This is a genomic window from Intestinimonas butyriciproducens, assembly GCF_016901775.1.
Taxonomy (GTDB): Bacteria; Bacillota; Clostridia; order Oscillospirales; family Butyricicoccaceae; genus Pseudobutyricicoccus.
Map to the genome: position 1 here is coordinate 23,456 of NZ_JACJKW010000017.1, position 17,788 is coordinate 41,243.

At 51.0% G+C, this 17,788-nt stretch carries 15 protein-coding genes; 12 read left to right on the forward strand and 3 right to left on the reverse strand.

Features of this window, described 5'->3' with window-relative positions:
- Nucleotides 1-31: 31 nt before the first annotated feature.
- From H6A25_RS09705 to H6A25_RS09750, 10 genes are read left to right on the forward strand one after another with little or no spacing between them, the layout of a single operon-like run.
- Complete coding sequence (locus H6A25_RS09705) at nt 32-862, forward strand: DNA-methyltransferase (RefSeq protein ID WP_430651173.1); 831 nt, start codon at nt 32-34, stop codon at nt 860-862.
- Nucleotides 862-3,066 carry a C40 family peptidase gene (locus tag H6A25_RS09710; protein WP_050005964.1) on the forward strand — a complete coding sequence of 735 codons (2,205 nt, stop codon included), beginning with the start codon at nt 862-864 and terminating at the stop codon, nt 3,064-3,066. Before H6A25_RS09705 ends, H6A25_RS09710 begins: the two co-directional genes overlap by 1 nt.
- A 17-nt stretch (nt 3,067-3,083) precedes the next feature.
- Nucleotides 3,084-3,329: a DUF4315 family protein gene (locus H6A25_RS09715; RefSeq protein WP_004611956.1), complete on the forward strand. Its 246-nt coding sequence runs from the start codon at nt 3,084-3,086 to the stop codon at nt 3,327-3,329.
- Nucleotides 3,322-4,131: a DUF4366 domain-containing protein gene (locus H6A25_RS09720; RefSeq protein ID WP_050005965.1), complete on the forward strand. Its 810-nt coding sequence runs from the start codon at nt 3,322-3,324 to the stop codon at nt 4,129-4,131. Before H6A25_RS09715 ends, H6A25_RS09720 begins: the two co-directional genes overlap by 8 nt.
- Complete coding sequence (locus tag H6A25_RS09725) at nt 4,128-6,197, forward strand: DNA topoisomerase 3 (protein WP_204751939.1); 2,070 nt, start codon at nt 4,128-4,130, stop codon at nt 6,195-6,197. Before H6A25_RS09720 ends, H6A25_RS09725 begins: the two co-directional genes overlap by 4 nt.
- The gene (locus tag H6A25_RS09730) at nt 6,194-6,949 is read left to right on the forward strand and encodes a phosphoadenosine phosphosulfate reductase (RefSeq protein ID WP_204751940.1); all 756 of its coding nucleotides are present in this window, start codon (nt 6,194-6,196) and stop codon (nt 6,947-6,949) included. The genes H6A25_RS09725 and H6A25_RS09730 overlap by 4 nt, the downstream gene beginning before the upstream one ends.
- Before the next feature lie 15 nt (nt 6,950-6,964).
- Nucleotides 6,965-8,794 (forward strand): DUF3849 domain-containing protein, encoded by a 1,830-nt coding sequence (locus tag H6A25_RS13090; RefSeq protein WP_204751941.1) that lies wholly within the window; start codon nt 6,965-6,967, stop codon nt 8,792-8,794.
- A gap of 5 nt (nt 8,795-8,799) precedes the next feature.
- On the forward strand, nt 8,800-10,071 hold the full coding sequence (locus H6A25_RS09740; protein WP_204751942.1) for a hypothetical protein: 1,272 nt from the start codon (nt 8,800-8,802) through the stop codon (nt 10,069-10,071).
- A 2-nt stretch (nt 10,072-10,073) separates the two neighbouring features.
- Nucleotides 10,074-10,286 (forward strand): transposon-transfer assisting family protein, encoded by a 213-nt coding sequence (locus H6A25_RS09745; RefSeq protein ID WP_207750854.1) that lies wholly within the window; start codon nt 10,074-10,076, stop codon nt 10,284-10,286.
- 13 nt (nt 10,287-10,299) lie between these two features.
- Entirely contained in the window at nt 10,300-12,057 is a 1,758-nt protein-coding gene (locus H6A25_RS09750; protein ID WP_204751943.1) for an antirestriction protein ArdA, read from the forward strand.
- 354 nt (nt 12,058-12,411) lie between these two features.
- On the opposite strand, the gene H6A25_RS09755 is transcribed toward H6A25_RS09750, so the two are convergent.
- On the reverse strand, nt 12,412-13,359 hold the full coding sequence (locus H6A25_RS09755; RefSeq protein WP_087384113.1) for a tyrosine-type recombinase/integrase: 948 nt from the start codon (nt 13,357-13,359) through the stop codon (nt 12,412-12,414).
- 209 nt (nt 13,360-13,568) lie between these two features.
- Between H6A25_RS09755 and H6A25_RS09760 the strand changes: the two genes are divergently transcribed.
- Nucleotides 13,569-14,645, forward strand: coding sequence for a restriction endonuclease subunit S (locus H6A25_RS09760; protein ID WP_204751944.1), 1,077 nt, complete (start codon nt 13,569-13,571; stop codon nt 14,643-14,645).
- On the opposite strand, the gene H6A25_RS09765 is transcribed toward H6A25_RS09760, so the two are convergent.
- Entirely contained in the window at nt 14,638-15,324 is a 687-nt protein-coding gene (locus H6A25_RS09765) for a restriction endonuclease subunit S (protein ID WP_345941605.1), read from the reverse strand. The genes H6A25_RS09760 and H6A25_RS09765 overlap by 8 nt on opposite strands.
- Before the next feature lie 293 nt (nt 15,325-15,617).
- Between H6A25_RS09765 and H6A25_RS13095 the strand changes: the two genes are divergently transcribed.
- Complete coding sequence (locus H6A25_RS13095) at nt 15,618-16,565, forward strand: restriction endonuclease subunit S (RefSeq protein WP_345941606.1); 948 nt, start codon at nt 15,618-15,620, stop codon at nt 16,563-16,565.
- On the opposite strand, the gene H6A25_RS09775 is transcribed toward H6A25_RS13095, so the two are convergent.
- On the reverse strand, nt 16,558-17,787 hold the full coding sequence (locus H6A25_RS09775) for a restriction endonuclease subunit S (RefSeq protein ID WP_204751947.1): 1,230 nt from the start codon (nt 17,785-17,787) through the stop codon (nt 16,558-16,560). The two genes, H6A25_RS13095 and H6A25_RS09775, sit on opposite strands and share 8 nt — an antisense overlap.
- Between the last annotated feature and the right edge of the window lies 1 nt (nt 17,788).

The following is a 17,788-nucleotide window of genomic DNA, read 5'->3' on the forward strand; positions in this document are numbered from 1 at the left end:
CCCGCCGTATTACGCGCTGCGTGATTACGGTGTGGACGGGCAGATCGGCAGAGAGGCAACGCCAAAGGAATACATCTCGCGCCTGACGGAAGTGTTCACCGAAGTCAGGCGCGTACTGCGCTCAGACGGGACGCTCTGGCTTAACATCTCCGACACCTATGCCGGGAAAGGCAATCAGGGCGGCTATGTGGACGCAAAGAATCCCAAGGGCAGAAACGGTCAGGCTGTGGCTCTCAACTACAAGGTTGAGGGCTGCAAGCCCAAGGATATGATCGGCATCCCGTGGATGCTGGCCTTTTCGCTCCGCGACTCCGGCTGGTATTTGCGCAATGACATTATCTGGATGAAAGAAAACCCGATGCCGGAAAGCGTCAAAGACCGCTGCGCCCGCTGCTATGAGCATATCTTTCTGTTCTCGAAGTCACGGAAGTATTTCTTTGACTACAAGGCCATTTCCGAGCCGATTGCTCCCGGAACGGTAAGCAGGCTCAAGCGCGGGGTCAAGGGAAGCAACAAATACGGGGAGCCGATCCCCGGACAGGCAAAGCAGCAGACCATCAACCTGTGCCGTGAACACGGTGCTATCTCCGATGAGATGATCAATCCGCTGCGTAACAAGCGGGATGTCTGGATTATCAACACCGTCCCCTTCAAAGGCGGTCACTATGCCGCATACCCGCCGAAGCTGGTTGAAACCTGTCTGCTTGCCGGATGCCCGAAAGACGGCGTTGTCCTTGATCCCTTCATAGGCAGCGGCACAACCGGTATGGTCGCAAAGCAGCTTGACCGTCACTATGTCGGAATTGAGTTAAACCCTGAATACAAGGAACTTGCCGAGGCGCGGATTGGAGGTGAAATCTGATGCCGCATGATGAATTGAAGCCCAAAGACCGGGTTGTCCTGCGGATGACCAGAGACGGCGCAGTGGAAGAAAACCTCACCGAAGGCACCTCAGAAAAAGTGTCAAAACGGCTTGAGGACGCCCAACTTGTTGCGCCCCACGACACGGAAACCGGCGATATTGCCGAAGAGGTCAAGAAGCGGCGGCAGCTTCGTCCTGATGAGCTGGAAGACGCAGTGAGTCAGGCTCAAGCCGAAACACAGTCCGCAGATGCGGCGCAAGAGTACAATCCGGGCGATCTACCCGTCAGCGATGATCCCACATCTCACACTCTGCACTCTGAGACATACCGCACCCATTCCGTTGACTACGGAAAAGCATTTGCCGATACCGCTGTTACCGGTAAGGTCAGCAGACCTCGCGCTGAAAGGCAGATTGATGGAGAGTCCGTTCTGGAAAGAGCGGCGGAAACCTCCGCAGAGATGCCGGACCTTGACGATGATGCCCCAGCTTCCAGACGGATTGAACGGTTGGAGCGAAAATCTCAGAAGGCGCATGAGCGTCTGGATGCCGCCCGTGAGAAGCTGCCCACCAAGAAGGTGTTGAAAAAAGAGCGCGTCTTTGACGAGGAAACCGGTAAAGGCAAAACCCGCCTCTACTTTGAAGACGAGCTGAAAGTCCCCAAGGGACAGAGCAAATTGCAGTTTGAGGCAGACAAGACCGTCCGCAAGGTCGGCGATACGCTTGCCTCTGGCATCCACGGCAAAATCCATGAGGTGGAGCAGGAAAACTCCGGTGTAGAAGCTGCCCATAAGACAGAGATTGCCGCCGAGTCCGTTGTCCGCCACTACCAGCATCATACAGAGCGCAGTGCAAACAAGCCGTTCGAGAAGGTGTCCAAGCTGGAGCAGAAGGCCGAGGCCGCTGACCGGAAGCTCCATTTTGAGAAGACGGTTGCCGAAAACCCTGAGATGAAGGCTTCCCGAGCCAATATGAACAAGCACTACCAGAAGCAGCACATCAAGAAGGAATACGCTGCGGCTCGCAAGGCCGGGGCGCAAACGGCCTCCACCGCCACCAAGTCCACCGCTAAAACCGTCCGAGAGAAAGCGTCGGATAAGGTCAAGGACTTTATCGCCAAGAACAAAAAGGTCTTTGCTTGGCTGGGAGCTGGCTTGATGATTCTGATCCTGTTGTCTGCTGGGATTAGCTCCTGCACGGCAATGTTCACCTCTACCACTTCGTCTGTCATCGCCACTTCCTACCTCAGTGAGGACGATGCCATGACCGGCGCGGAGGCGCAGTATTGTCAGATGGAGGCGGAGCTGCAATCGTATCTGAATAACTACGAGAGCACGCACGACTACGATGAGTACCACTTTGACCTTGATACGATTGAGCACGATCCCTATGTGCTGATCTCCATTCTATCCTCCTTCAATGAGGGAGAGTTCACACTGGACGAAATTCAGGGGCTTCTTCAAACGCTCTTTGACCGGCAATACATCCTCACCGAAGATGTGGAGGTTGAGGTACGCTACCGGACAGAGACCCGTACCGGGACAACGACTGTCACCGATCCCGAAACCGGCGAGACCAGCACGGAAACTTACACCTATGAGGTCGAAGTGCCGTATAACTACTACATCTGTACTGTCACGCTGGAAAACTTTGACCTCTCCCATTTGCCGGTCTACATCATGAATGAAGACCAGCTCTCCATGTACTCAGCCTATATGTCAACGCTGGGCAACCGCGAGGATTTGTTCCCCGGCTCCGGCTATGTGGACAAGTACATTGAAAACCCACCCGATGACTACACGGTCAATGCGGAGTATCTGACGGACGAGAAGTTCGCAACTCTCATCGCAGAGGCAGAAAAATATCTCGGCTACCCGTATGTTTGGGGCGGCTCAAATCCGTCCACTTCCTTTGACTGTTCGGGATTCGTCAGTTATGTTCTCACAAACAGCGGACTTGTCAACACCGGGCGGCTGGGTGCGCAGGGGCTTTACAATGTCTGTTCGCCTGTTTCCAGCGCCGATGTGAAGCCGGGGGATCTCGTCTTCTTTGTCGGCACTTATGACACGCCGGGCGTGTCCCATGTGGGCATCTATGTGGGCGACAATGTGATGTTGCACTGCGGCGATCCCATCCAGTACACATCCATCAACACTTCCTATTGGCAATCCCACTTTTATGCCTTTGGAAGACCCAACTACTAACCGAAAGGAGCGTTTTTATGAACCCGAAATATCAGAAGGTCTGCGCGGAAATCGCCAAAACCGAGAAGAAGGTCGAGGACCTGCAGGGGCAGCTCAAGGAGCTGTACGACAAGAAAACCGAGCTGGAAAACCTTGAAATCGTCAACACCGTCCGTGCGATGGTCATGGACAAGGATCAGATTATGGCGTTCCTTGCCGCGATGAAGGACGGCAAGGCGGAAAAGCCTACCACTACCCAGCAGGAGGTGACGGACAATGACTAAGAGAAAAGGAATCCGCACTCTGGCGGCACTTGCACTGTGCTTCGCGCTTTGTATCTCGTTCACTGTACCCGCATTCGCCTATGCGGATGATACCGAGCAGGAGCTTCCGGTCACGGAGGCGACCCAGCCCGAGGCAACACCGGAAACCGCAGCACCCGAAGAGCCTGAACCGTATGAGGGCGAGCCGATTGAAGGTGAAGGCAACGCTTATACCCGCGATCTGCTCTATGACAAGGCGACGAATAAGCAGTTCATCACGGTGCAGACCAAGACCGGCAACACCTTCTATGTCGTGATCGATTACGATGCGCCCATCAACGAGGAAAAGGAACAGTACCAAACCTATTTCCTCAACATGGTGGACGAGGCCGATCTGCTTGCCCTGTTGGATGAGGAAACGGCATCTTCGCTTACTACCTGTAACTGCGATACCCGCTGCGAGGCTGGAGCTGTCAATACGGAATGTCCTGTTTGCAAAACAAACATGAGCGAGTGCACCGGCGCTGTAACTGAGCCGGAAGAGCCGGTCGAGGACGCGGAAGCCGAAGCGCCCGAAGAGCCGGAAAACGCTTCCCCGAACATTGTCCTGATCATCGGCATCGTTGCTCTGGTCGGCATCGGCGGTGGTGCATATTACTACATCAAGTTCGTTCGCGGCAAGAAGCAGAAGGACGAGGATCTGGATTTCTTCGATGACGAGGGTTATGAGGAAGAGCCGTATATCAATGAGGACGAAGAGCCTGTCATTGCTGACGATGAGGATAACGGGGACGAAACCAAAGAAACGGAGGAAACGATTTGATCTTAGTGATTGCGGAAAAACCGAGTGTTGGAGCCGCTATCGGGAAGGTGCTGGGTGCTTCCTCCCGTAAGGACGGCTATCTCGAAGGAAACAACTACATCGTCTCATGGTGCGTCGGTCATCTTGTGGGGCTTGCGGACGCAAGCTCCTACGATGAGCGCTTTGCCAAATGGCGGTACAGCGATCTCCCCATCGTCCCGGAGGAATGGCTGTTTGAAGTCCCGAAGGACAAGCAGAAGCAGTTCAAGGTGCTGTGCGACCTCATGCGCGATAAGCGTGTGACCGAGCTTGTCTGCGCCACCGATGCAGGACGCGAGGGCGAGCTGATTTTCCGGTTGGTCTACAACAAAGCCGGTTGCACAAAGCCCTTTAAGCGCCTGTGGATCAGTTCGTTGGAAGATAGCGCAATCCGGGAGGGCTTTGCCCATCTGCGAAGCAGCGGCGAGTATGACCGGCTCTACGAAGCCGCGCTTGCCCGTTCCAAGGCAGATTGGATTGTCGGCATCAACGGCACAAGGCTGTTCTCGACACTCTATCATAAGAAGCTGGTGGTCGGGCGCGTCCAAACGCCTACGCTGGCAATGCTGGTGGAGCGTGAAGGCAAAATCTCAACCTTCCATAAGGAGAAATACTTCAATGTCCATATCAGCAAAGACAACCTGACGGCGGACCTGGAAAAGGTCAAAACCGAAGAGGAAGCGAAGGCGATTGCGGCGGCTTGCGATAAAAAGCAAGCCGTCGTTTCTTCTCTCAAGAAGGAGACGAAGACGGTCAACCCGCCGAGGCTCTATGATCTGACCACCTTGCAGCGGGAAGCCAACCGCTACTATGGCTTTACCGCCCAGCAGACGCTCGATCTGGTGCAGTCCCTCTATGAGAAAAAGCTGCTCACCTATCCCCGAACGGACAGTCAGTTCATCACTGAGGATATGGAGAGCACCGCTCATCAGGTGATCGGCATTGTCTCCCGCAAGCTGCCGCTCTTCGAGGGCATTACCCATGAGCCGGACATCGGGCGAATTACCAACAACGCCAAGGTCACTGACCATCATGCCATTATTCCCACCGTCCAGCTTGAAAAGCAAGATCTCACCGAGCTGCCGGAGTCGGAGCAGAAAATCATCCGGCTTATCGCCATGCGCCTTCTGAGCGCTACCGGTGAGAAGCACATCTACGACGAGACTTCGGTCACGCTCACCTGTGAGGGCTACGAGTTCAAGGCAAAGGGCAAAACAGTCATGCAGGATGGATGGAAAGCCATTGAGCACCGCTTCAAGGAAACGCTCAAGAGCAAGGAAAAAGACGAGCCGGAGCGCTCACTGCCTTCTCTGAATGAGAAGGATATTCTCTCTTCTGTCGATTCCAGCGTCACCGAACATTACACATCCCCACCGAAGCCCTACACCGAAGACTCCCTTCTGTCGGCTATGGAGACTGCGGGGAATGCTGAGTTCGACGATGATACCGAAAAGAAAGGGCTTGGCACTCCTGCCACCCGCGCCGGTATCATCGAAAAGCTGGTCAAAGGTGGCTTTGTTGAGCGCAAGGGCAAATCTCTCGTGCCTACAAAGGACGGCAACAACCTTGTATGCGTCCTGCCCGAACAGATCACTTCTCCTTCCATGACGGCGGAATGGGAAAATACCCTGATGCAGATTGAGCGCGGCAATGCGGATGCGGACAAGTTCCTTTCCGGCATTGTGGGGATGACCTCCGAGCTGGTCAAAGCCTATCCCTTCCTCTCTGACGCCGAGGCAAACCGCTTCGATACCGGCAGAGAGTCCATTGGCAAATGTCCGCGCTGCGGCTCGCCGGTCTATGTAGGCAAGGGAAACTACTACTGCTCGAACAAGGAATGCTCCTTCTGTATGTGGGAGGATAACAAGTTCTTTACGAGTAAGAAAAAGAAGCTGACCAAGAAAATCGCCGCCGAACTGCTGGACAAGGGTTGGTGCAGAGTGACCGGGCTTTATACGCCGAAACGCCCGCAGCTCTATGATGCGGTGATCCGTCTGGATGACACAGGCGGCAAGTATGTCAGCTTCAAGATGGAGTTCGACCGATGACGCGCCCGCGATATATTGCCTCATGCAGCGGAGGCAAGGACAGCGTAGCAACCATTCTCCTTGCTGCGGAGAAAAACGAGCCGTTGGATGAGGTCATTTACAGTGAGGTGATGTTCGATCAGGAGATCAGTGGAGAAGTCCCGGAGCATCGGGACTTTATCCACCAAAAGCTCAAACCGTTCGTTGAAAATGAACTCGGATGCAAATTCACGGTTCTGCGAAGTGACAAAACTTACGATGATGTGTTCCATCACATTATCACAAGAGGACCTTATGAAGGGCTGCTCCGAGGTTTTGTCTGGCCGGGAAAGTGCGCGGTAAATCGGGACTGTAAAATGCCTCCACTCCGCAAGTACCACAAGGCTCAACCTGATGACACCCGCAGCTATGTAGGTATTGCATTGGACGAGCCAAAGCGTCTTGCCAGACTGAATAAGGAGAAGGACATCAGCCTTCTTGCAAAGTATGGCATGACGGAAGCGGATGCTTGGCGGCTATGCGAGAAATACGATATGCTCTCTCCCTGTTATCAACATTCCAAACGCAACGGTTGTTGGTTCTGCCCAAACGCATCGACTTTTGAGCTTTCCCACATGGTCAACCGTCACCCTGACTTATTTGAGAAGTTGATTGAATGGGAACATACAGATAATTTGTATCATCGCAGATTGACCAGAACGGAAACTCCGTCTGAGGTAAAAGCCCGTCTTTGGGGCAAATCTCAGCCGGAGTTTTCTATTTCAAATCAGTAAGATTGGAGGTAAGAAATGGCTGAAAACAGAAACGCCCAGCAAGTCCGGGAAATCACTGACAAGCTGGAACAGGGACTCAAGGAACTGTTTGAATCCGAACGCTTCAAAGAGTACCTGAAAACGATGTCCAAGTTCTACAACTACTCGTTTAACAATACGCTTCTCATCGCCATGCAGAAGCCGGGTGCGACGCTGATCGCCGGTTACACGGCATGGCAGCGCAACTTCGACCGCCATGTGATGAAGGGCGAAAAGGGAATCAAAATCCTTGCTCCTGCGCCCTACAAGGTGCAGGAAGAGCGGGAAAAACTCGACCCGGTAACGCAGAAGCCCGTTCTCGACAAGGACGGCAAGCCGGTCACCGAGACGGTTGAAGTGACCCGTCCCGCCTTCAAGGTGGTGAGCGTCTTCGATGTGTCCCAGACGGACGGCAAAGAACTTCCCGATATTGCCGTAGACGAGCTGACAGGCAGCGTGGAAAACTACGCCGCCTTTTTTGATGCTCTCAAAGAGCTATCTCCGGTCCCCATTGCCTTTGAAAACATCACCGATGGCGCAAAAGGCTACTTCTCTCATGTAGAAAACCGGATTGCCATTCAGGAGGGCATGAGCGAAATCCAGACCATCAAGACGGCGATCCATGAGATTGCCCATGCCAAGCTCCATGCCGTCACTCCGGGCGAAAAGGTCGCTCCCGAAGACAAGAAAGACCGGCGCACTAAGGAGGTCGAGGCAGAAAGCGTCGCCTATACCGTCTGCCAGCGGTACGGCATTGAGACCTCTGACTATTCCTTCGGCTATATCGCCGGTTGGTCCTCCGACAAGGAGACCAAGGAGCTGAAAGGCTCGCTGGAAACCATCCGCAAAACGGCGGCTGAGATGATCACCGGTATTGATGAAAAGCTCAAAGAGCGGCTTGCCGTGAAGGAACAGGAAGCCCCTACGCCGCTGCGGGATACGGCGATTCCGGTTTACTGGGAAGCTGCGATGTATGCCTTTGAAGCTGGTGAGCTGGGTGCTTACCGCGCCTCGATGCAAGCGAACATGGACTGTAAAGAGGCGATTGAGCAGACCATCAACGACTACTACGGCAACAACCGACTTGCGGCGGAGTCCGCCGTTAAGAGCATCCTTGAGAAATTCTCGCCTGAGCGCGTCGCCTATGTCCTCGCGCAAACCATCCAGCAGAAAGACCATGATGGGCGCATTTCCCCGGACTGCAAGGAATGGGCAAAGGGCATGGATGGCAGCCCGGATCATGCTGCTCAACTCATTATTGACAGTGTAAATCCGGGGCTTGTCAGTCTTTTCACCGAAGAGTTCGTCCGGCAGACCGCTATCGGTAAGGCGCAGGAGCAGACACCGGCTGAACAGAGCAAAACGGCTGTCCCGGAGGAAGGTCCCGAAACTCCGGCTCCCAAAGAGCCGGAACAGGCGGCACCGGTGAAGCATCGCCTCACACCGGAGGAAAAGAAAATCAAGGAAGCTGTCATGGACACGCTCAAAGCGCAGATCGCCGGTCGCAACGACGGGATGCTGTCTACCTACCGTTCGTCCAATCAGTCCTTCAAGGTGATGATGGAGTACAAGGTCAGGATTGAGGGCAACACCGTTACCCGGGATGGCGAGCCGATGTTCGCTATCCACCGCCGCCATTCTGCGAAGAAGGTACAGGGCTGCTACCGCGAGCTGACACCGATGCTTGAATACATCGGCAAAGAGAAGACTCAGGAAGCAGCGCGGGAAAAGCCTTCTATCCGGGAACAGCTCCGTGCTGCGGCAAAGAGCCAGCCGGAACGCAAAGCGCCGGTCAAGCAGAAGTCCCGCGATGCCGGTTTGGAGTGATGCCTATGAAGTTTGAAAACATCGATCTTGTAGATGCCCTTCGCCGGATTATGGACATCCATACCCAGAACTACAAAGAGGACTTTGAGCTGGACGCCGGGCTGCTTCACAGCCTTGCCGGTTCCCAATCCCCCGAGGACAAGCGCCTTCTTTGGATGTCCCGTCCGAACGGCACTTACCTCCTGCCTGAGCGTGAAGTCTATGTGGAGGATTCCTACGAAAACAAAGTGTGGGAGTTTTACCATGAGCAAACCCGTGATCCCATCCTTGCCTACGCGGTTGAGATCGAGGGCGTAGAGGGCGATACCATCAGAGGCAACCTCATTGAGCTGGACTATGCCGCCCATGTAGAGAGGATGCAAAAGCTCACCGTTCCGGTTGAGACAGTGGCAGTCACCTTTAAGGACGATGCCACCTTTTATCTGCCTTTCCGCAGCTACCGGCGCGAAGTGATCCCGCTGGAAGAAAAGCACGGCGAGGTCGTGTCGGTGAGCTATCTGCCTGAGAACGCGGCTGAGCTTGACATGATCCTCCGCCGTGAGCGCTTCAAAACGAGCTACCATGCGAAAGCCGGCAGTATTGATGATCACATTCACAAGCTTGCCGTCCAGCATGGCGTGACCGAAAAGCTTGGCATATTGCCTCTTGAAGCGCAGACCGCCTACAACGCCGTCAAGGAATCCCATCCCGAAGCGATTGTCTGCTTTGCCCAGAACGGCTACTTCGAGATTTACGGCGAAGATGCGAAGAAGGCAGCGCCCGCGCTCGGCACAAAGCTCCTGATGAAAGAGTTAGAAGGCGGCGGACAGGTTGCCGTGACCGGCTTTCGGGAAGATCAGTGGGTTGCCAAGGCTAAGGCGCTGTGGGGGCAAGGCAATGATGTCCTTGTCACGCAGCCCGGTGAAGACGGCAGACAGGAAACCGTCAAGCATCTTCTCGCTGAGGATTACATCCCAGTCGGCACGGTGATGGATATGGACGGCAAAACTGTCCGCGTTGACAAGGTGGACTTTCAAAACGAAGAGATCAGTCTGACAGACATCACGGACAGGAAAAATCCCGTTCCATTCCGTGAACGGCTGTCTATTGTCCGTTCCTATGTGGAGGACGCCCCGGCAGAAAGCCTATGGGAAGCAATGGATCGCAGAGAGCATACCTCCCAGAAGAAGCCCTCTGTCCTCGCAAAGCTCAAAGAACACGCCCAGACTGCGCCGGACAAAGGCGCTAAAAAGCCTGAGCATACAAAGAAACCGAAATCAAAGGAAATGGAGATGTGATTATGTTTTTTACCGTGGAAGAGACGAATCTGATGTGCTGCTTCGACACTTCCAGCCGCAAGAGGCTGATTGCTGAAATGAAGTCGCTGCCCATCGACGAGCTGGACGATGAGATGGCGGAGCTGCTTTTCCATACCGTTCGGAAGCTTGAGGGTATCACCGACGAGGCGTTTGCCCAGCTCTACATCGCGCCGGACAGCATGATGGACGATTGAAAGGAGGATGCCTATGCCCGTATTGGATGGCAGTTTTGAAGCCTTTGTGACCAATCTCGGCAAGTACAACGAAGGCGAGCTTGTCGGTGAGTGGGTTCATTTCCCGACCACCGAAGAGGAAATGAAGAAGGTCTTCGAGCGGATCGGCATCGGCTCAAAGGACGAGTTCGGTCAGGTCTATGAGGAATGGTTTATCACGGATTATGACTGCTCCATTCATGGAGTCAGCAATCTCCTTGGCGAATACGAAAACCTCGATAAGCTCAACTACCTTGCCGCCCGGTTGGATGAGATGTCCCGCTCTGAGCTTGAGCATTTCGTGGCAATCATGGATAATGGCTGCGATGAAGTGAATGACCTCGACGATATGATTAACCTGACCTACAATCTCGACAACTATGATTTTATCCCCGACATCAAGGACTATGACGATCTCGGTCGCTACTACTTCTTTGAGGGTGGGTACAACATCGACAACAAGTTCGGCAGCTTTGTGGATTACATTGACTTTGAGCGGTACGGCGAAGACTGCGCAATCAATGAAGGCGGCACACTGACCGATGCCGGGTACATCCGTCCTACCGGCGATAGCTGGAACCGCTACTTTGACGGGACGCTTGAGGATATTCCCGATGAGTACCGCGTCACCGGAAGCGGCGAGGAATTGGAGCAGCCGAGCACGATCACTGTGCTGGTGGTTGAGCCGGACAGGAAGCCCTATGTGAAAGAAATCCCTTCCAGCCTTGAGTCCTTACAGCATGAGGTTGGCGGGAGCATAGAGGCGGTCTATCCCTTTGAAGAGCCGGTTGCCATTGTCTGCAATGAAGAAGGCAAAATGAACGGTTTGCCTCTCAACCGCGCCCTGCGGGATGACAGCGGTGAAATCTATGATATTGTTGCCGGTACCTTCCTTGTCACGGGTCTGACGGATGACAGCTTCGGCTCGCTTTCGCCGGATCTGTTGCGGCAGTTTATGACGGAGTTCAAAATGCCGGAGCAGTTTGCCAAAATCGGAGACAGGATTGTTGCTATCCCGATGATTTCCGAAGAACAGCAGAAACAGACGGTTCTTGAAGAGAAAAGCTCCATTGTCAATGAAAACACCTCCGGCATGGCGGTGGATGGTCATATCGGCACATGGCACACGATTGACCATAAGGAGATCGATGGCCACACCTTTTGGCTGATGGAGCACGACACCTTTGGGGACGATGCCTCCTGCATCATTGTCGATGAGCGCGGCGAGCTGGTGCTGTCCCATATCTATGACGGCTTCGATGAAACCGCAGTCAATCTGCTCCGTCAGGAGGTCATGCCGGTCGAGAAGATGCCGGACGACAGCATCAGCATCGAGGAAATGAAGCAGTACGGCTACAAATGGGGCGGGATGCTGCCCATGCGGGAAGAGACTGCGGCTGAGGTCATGAAGTCGTGCCAGATTTACCGGCTGTACGGCGACGATACCGAGGGGCTGGTTCTGGACGCCAAGGAGATCAAGGAACACGCCGCAAAAGGCGGTATCTTCGGTGTGGAGAAAGCGGATTGGGTGGCTGAGCTGGAAAAGAAAAATCCGCTCAAAGCCGCTGAAATGTCGCTTGAGGATGACTACGGCATGATTGACGGGATCATCAACAACGGTCCGAAGGAAGACAAAGCGAACGAGAAAGGCGAGAAAGCCTCTATCATGGATCGGCTGAAATCCGCCAAAACCGCCCAGCAGACGGATAAGCCTTCTCCCCACAAGGAGAAGAAGAGCGAGCGTGAGTTATGAGCCGGAGTAAGAAATGGAAGCTCGAATGGAGCTTCTTTTTAGGCAGCGACGGTCGCCGCAAATACAATGACCTGTGCCGCCGCTGCGTTCATCCCTGTAAGCAGAGCTTCCGCGCCGTTATCCTTGCCTGTCCGCGTTACTTTTCCAAGCGCTCAGGACAAAGCCAAAATCTGTCGGATTAAAGGTTGAAAATCGCTGATTTCCTGCCCTCTGCGCAGAGATGACGCATTGCCCCGTATGTTTTCCCGTCTAAGCTCCAAATGTCTGAAATGTCAGAATAAAGGTCGATTTTTATACAAAAGCGAAGAGCCTCGGTCGATGCCCTTGCGGGTGTCGGCTGAGGCTCTTTTTTGTTTACAGCAGATCGTTCAGAAGGTTCATGCACTTTACCTTCTGTTGGAGATTGGCGCTCCCATAGACATTCAGCGTGAATGAAACATTCTTGTGTCCAAGGATTTCAGAGAGCGATTTGATGTCAAACTCCGGTATCTCGATTGCCCTCACTGCGAAGGTGTGCCGGATCTCATGGAACTTTACCTTTTGCAGCCCGTTACGCTTGAGAAAACGGGTGAAAAATTGCCGGTATGTACGCGGCTCGGTCGGCCTCGTTTTGCCCGTCAGGAAGTAGTGATTCGGATTTTCCGTGTAGAACTTCTTGATGATGTTCATGAGTAACGACGGAACCGGGATAACACGGGCAGATGTCTTCGTCTTCGGCGGTCCTATATGGAGATAGGACGATCCCTTTCGCTTGTCATAGATGCGCTGGACAGTCTTGTTGATATTGATGGTCTTGTCCGTAAGGGAAATATCCTTCATCTGGAGTCCGCAAAGCTCACCGATCCGAATGCCGGTAAACAGCGCAATCAGAATACCCGCCGTTTTTCTGTTCAAGTCCATGTAGATGCACTGAATAAGGGCTTGTTCCTGATCTTTGGAGAGCGAGTTGACTTTCTTGATACCCAGCTCTTTCGGGTACTCAATCAAGTCCCAATTCAGCAATGGAATAGCCCGCTCTTTATAGGCGAACTCCATTGCAAGCCTGAGAACGAGAATAACATCCCGTATGGTCTTTACGGTAAGCCCTCCCGTGTTGTCAAGCCGACCGGCATTGTAGAGATACGAAATGTAGCTCTGAATGTCCGTTTCGGTGATGCTGCCAATCTTACGCTTGCCGAAGTACGGGATCAGATGATTTTCGGCAATCAGCGTGAAGCTGGCGTGGGTTGACGGTGTGATCATTGGCTTCTTCTGATTTAGCCAAGTGTTCAGCAGCGTCTTGAATTGTGTATTGTTAGTCATATTGACCACCTCCACGAACATTATCAGGTGGAGGAGCAAACAGAGCATTATCGTCCTCAAGTAACGGTCTCGAAAAGCGCCCGAAACTGCGCTTTCCGGGCTTTGACGAGCCGTGGCACGGCAAACCATTTGGCGATCTTATTCAGGAGTATAGTGATCGCACTCAAACGGAAGACGAAGATACTCTTCTCTCTGCTGCGATAGAAGGAATGTTCCTAAATTCAGAGTTGTTTGGTCATCAGCGTGGAGCGAGCAACAAAGGTTATAAGAAAATCAAATACGGTACAATGGTCTTATCTACCCAAAATCTGCATTTAGGAAACGCAAATGTAAACCTCCGTTTTAAGAACGGCATGGTATCTCCTGCATATAAAACCTATGATATAACGGGATGCTCGATAGAACTGCTGGCACATTGGATTAAATCAGATGCTGCAAAACATTTCTTTTATAATGCTACAACCGTCGGTGCGAGTATGTGCCGACGAAATGTGGAATGGAAAACGCTCTATGAGCAGCCCCTGTTTTTGCCATCCACTGACGAACAAGATAAAATCGCTTCCTTCCTGAGCTTTTTGACTCAAAGAATTGATGCGCAGCAAAAATATGTTGCGACACTCAAGAAGTATAAAAGAGGACTCTCAGATGAGCTTTTTGGGGAGAAAGGACCAGGCGAAAGATGGATGACAGTTCCGTTTAGTGAAGCATTTGATCTGTTACAGAACAACACCTTCTCGCGGGATGAAATGTCAACTGAAAACGGAATAGCATATAACATCCACTATGGAGATGTTCTGATTAAATACGGCGCGGTGGTTGATCTGTCCAAGTCAAAGGTACCATACATTCGCTCGGATGTGAGCCTTTCAAAGTTTGCTCGGAGTAGTTATCTGCGAAATGGTGACATCGTGATCGCAGACACCGCAGAAGATTATACAGTTGGTAAGGCGGTAGAAATTGTTGGAGTCGCTGATACAAAGGCATTATCAGGTCTTCACACAATACCATGCCGCCCTAAGATTTCGTTTGCTTCTATGTATCTTGGTTACTTTATCAATTCCAAAAGATTTAGAACGCAAATACTTCCGCTGGTACAAGGGACGAAGGTTTCCTCCATCAGCAAAAGCGAAATACAAAAAACATCCATTGCATTTCCCTCTTTCGAAGTGCAGTCACAAATAGCCTCTGTGCTTTATGCTTTGGATCATAGGATTGATATTTGTCAGGCTTGTGTTCATGGACTTGTACGCACTAAGGAAGCATTGTTACAGCAACTCTTTATATGAATAGCTGCTGTAATAACCCCTCTTTTAGATCGGACAAAAAAGCAAGCGCATTTTCTTCATTCATGATCCTATCATCAAGCGAGGAAAGGAATCCTATAATCGTGTTCTGCGTGCTTTTATCCGGGTATGTCAATGTGAGCTTGCACAATTCGCTCGCTTGAATATGGACAACTGACTTCCCCTGTGCTATGCGGGCGATTTTTGCATTAACAACATGATTAAGCAGATAGCTCATAATTCGTCCATCCACCTTATCGCCACGGAAAATATAGAGGTCTCCGGCAAGAATGACATTGGGCAGCATAACGCAGGAAGCCGTTGAAATCTCTTCTGGCGTCTCGCCGGAAGTCGGGATCACGACATCACCCACACGGCTCAGAAAAGTTTCATCAACTTGTGCTTGCGTCCGTCTTTTGACGCTGGTTACAACCTCGTTGTAGGTGGTATAAAGTTCTCCATAAAGGATAAAGGGGGTACCATCCTCGGATATATCGGCTTTGGAAAGAGGCGCACCCTTCACAAAGCTGCCGAGTTCGCCCATCTTTGCAGTTGTCCATCTCGCATTTCTGAGCGGACATGATTTTGCCGAAAGAAGACACCTTACCGCACCTCTTTTATACTTCTGTTCAAGTACGCAGATAAAGCTCCACGAACGCCGAAATCCCTTGCAATAGCGGATTTACCTCTGCTACTGCAAGGGATTTTGCTATGAGGCGGTATTGATTTTGGAAGTCTAAATAGCCCTCAAGTAACGGTCTCGAAAAGCGCCCAGCATTATCGTTTAGAGATGATTGCGGAAGAGAGTTTCCAAGTTGGCATCGCACTACCCTTGGTACAATTATTGAGCCATATTCAGAGAAAGTTCATGGAGAACATGACTTTGAAGTCCTTACATCTTCTCGTGAAGGACTTCAAAGACAAATAGATCATTTTGGCTCTCAACAAAGGCACGATACAGACGGCTATAACATTATACCTCTTGGCTTTTGCACATATAGAAATAGAAGCGATGACGGAAGGTTTACCTTCAACATTAACAAAATCAGCGACAAGGCTATTGTAAGTAAATTCTATCCGGTCTTTCGATTCAAAAATGCGAACAGCACTTTTATGACAGAATATCTCAACTCGTCAGCCCGAGCACGAAAAAAACTGTCAGTGCTTGCGGTCGGAACAAGTCAAGTTGTTCTTTCGTTCGAAGCGTTAAAATCTGCAAAGTTTGATCTTCCTTGTAAAGAGGAACAGGATAAAATCGCTTCTCTGTTAGAATGCTTGAACGAACGAGTTGAGCTTCAGCGTTCCTTTGTCGATGCCCTCAAGAAGTATAAAAGAGGATTGCTTTCAAATCTGTTCGGTGAAAAGATAACTCAGGGATGTACAACAAAGAGTTATTATTTCTCGGAGATTGCCCAAAGAAGAAGCGAGAAATATGATCCCTCTTCTGGCATCGAATATCCTTGTGTGGAGTTGGAGAACATCGAACAGGAAACGGGGAAAATCCTTGCCACAGTTCCATCAACAGCGCAAAGCAGCATAAAAAATATAGCAATGCCCGGTGACACACTTTTTGGCAAATTGCGCCCTTATCTTCGTAAATATGCTTTTGCTAAAAAGACGATGGCTTGCTCATCGGAGATATGGGCGCTTATTCCGTCAGATGTTGTTTTGCCGAAGTTCTTATTCTACCTTGTTCAAACTGAGCATTTTCTTCGAGTAGCCAACATCAGCTCAGGTACAAAGATGCCGAGAGCAGAGTGGTCTAATATTGAAAAAGCTGAGTTTTTTATCCCTGATTTCTCTGTTCAGCGTAAAGTAGTCTCTCTTCTTGAGGGGCTGGATCAAAAGATTACTTTTGCGGACTCAACACTCCTTAGCTTGAACAGATTAAAAGCATCGCTATTGCAACACCTCTTCATATAAAGAGCTGTTGCAGCAAGGAGGATTTAACACTGCATAAGGCGGAAAGTAGCTTTTGATGTACTTCTATCTTTTCCCCGAGAAAGGATAACGCCGCACCAATTTTCTCCTGCTGATTAAGTGGCGGAACCCAAATGGGAATTTCCGCAAGATCATCTGCATTGATAGCTGGATACCCTGTACCTGTACTGCGAAGCATTGCTTCACGGGCAAAATAGTCTGACGAAAGTTGCTCGTATATGAATTGAGTGTCCATCTCTGAGCATCGGATTTGTGCATACCCGGTAGATGCAACTGTTGGATATTCAAAACCCTTTTGGAAATAGTAATTGTTTTTTTGGTAAGGTCGGACCATTTGATAGAGTAAATCGCCTTCCTCCAAAAGCCTTTGTGCTCGACTTGGTGCAGAGTTACGAGATATAAGTTTTTTACTGTTCAAAACACCCGACTCTACGCACTCTAAGTCAATATATATGAACGCCTCTGGAAGCGATCCGGTCTTGGGGTTGATATGGACTACGCTTCCCAATGGCTCCACATCATGCGAATCAATTTCAGAGGCTTTTGGGGACAAATGTGAACGCTTAAAGAAAAATCGGTTTTGTAATCCTCTTTTATACTTCTTGAGGTTATCCACAAGAAGTTGCTGAGATGAGATTCGTCGCTCAATAGCGTTTAGAAAAGAGGCGATTTTCTTTTGCTCTATTGAAGATGGAAAACGAATTGGCATGGAAAAGAAATCGTCATCCTTTATACTTACTCTGTCATGCCGTGCGCCACTGTCGCCGGTCATATAAATATAGCGATGCCATGCAGACGAACGGAAATACCACTCAAAAAAGTTCGTGTCTACATCTCCTTTGGCTCGAAAACAGAGATAGAGCGGCGAAACAATCCCAGCATCAGGATAAGCATATCGGCTTATAGGTCCGTATGGAGCATCGGATGACTTTCTCGGATTGTAAACAAAGTCATTATGTTCAATTATGTAATACCCGCTGGTATTATCGCTGTTTGCAATGTCTTTATCGAAGTAATCGCGCTGGGGGATAAGCCCCATCTTTGCGGAGTTACAAATCACATTGGAAATACGCCCATCCGTATTTTTCTTTATATTCTTTGCAAAACACGCTGATAACTTTGATTCGTTCCACGGCTCATCAAAGCCCGGGAAGCGCAGCTTTGGACGCTTTTCGAGACCGTTACTTGAGGATACATTTGCCATA

Bases quoted from the DNA above. Each gene is read 5' to 3' on its own strand.
- H6A25_RS09710 (WP_050005964.1), top strand. From the start codon at position 862: ATGCCGCATGATGAATTGAAGCCCAAAGACCGGGTTGTCCTGCGGATG.
- H6A25_RS13090 (WP_204751941.1), top strand. From the start codon at position 6,965: ATGGCTGAAAACAGAAACGCCCAGCAAGTCCGGGAAATCACTGACAAG.
- H6A25_RS09755 (WP_087384113.1), bottom strand. From the start codon at position 13,359: ATGACTAACAATACACAATTCAAGACGCTGCTGAACACTTGGCTAAAT.
- H6A25_RS09760 (WP_204751944.1), top strand. From the start codon at position 13,569: ATGTTCCTAAATTCAGAGTTGTTTGGTCATCAGCGTGGAGCGAGCAAC.
- H6A25_RS09775 (WP_204751947.1), bottom strand. From the start codon at position 17,787: ATGGCAAATGTATCCTCAAGTAACGGTCTCGAAAAGCGTCCAAAGCTG.
- H6A25_RS09715 (WP_004611956.1), top strand. From the start codon at position 3,084: ATGAACCCGAAATATCAGAAGGTCTGCGCGGAAATCGCCAAAACCGAG.
- H6A25_RS09720 (WP_050005965.1), top strand. From the start codon at position 3,322: ATGACTAAGAGAAAAGGAATCCGCACTCTGGCGGCACTTGCACTGTGC.
- H6A25_RS09750 (WP_204751943.1), top strand. From the start codon at position 10,300: ATGCCCGTATTGGATGGCAGTTTTGAAGCCTTTGTGACCAATCTCGGC.
- H6A25_RS09745 (WP_207750854.1), top strand. From the start codon at position 10,074: ATGTTTTTTACCGTGGAAGAGACGAATCTGATGTGCTGCTTCGACACT.
- H6A25_RS09730 (WP_204751940.1), top strand. From the start codon at position 6,194: ATGACGCGCCCGCGATATATTGCCTCATGCAGCGGAGGCAAGGACAGC.
- H6A25_RS09740 (WP_204751942.1), top strand. From the start codon at position 8,800: ATGAAGTTTGAAAACATCGATCTTGTAGATGCCCTTCGCCGGATTATG.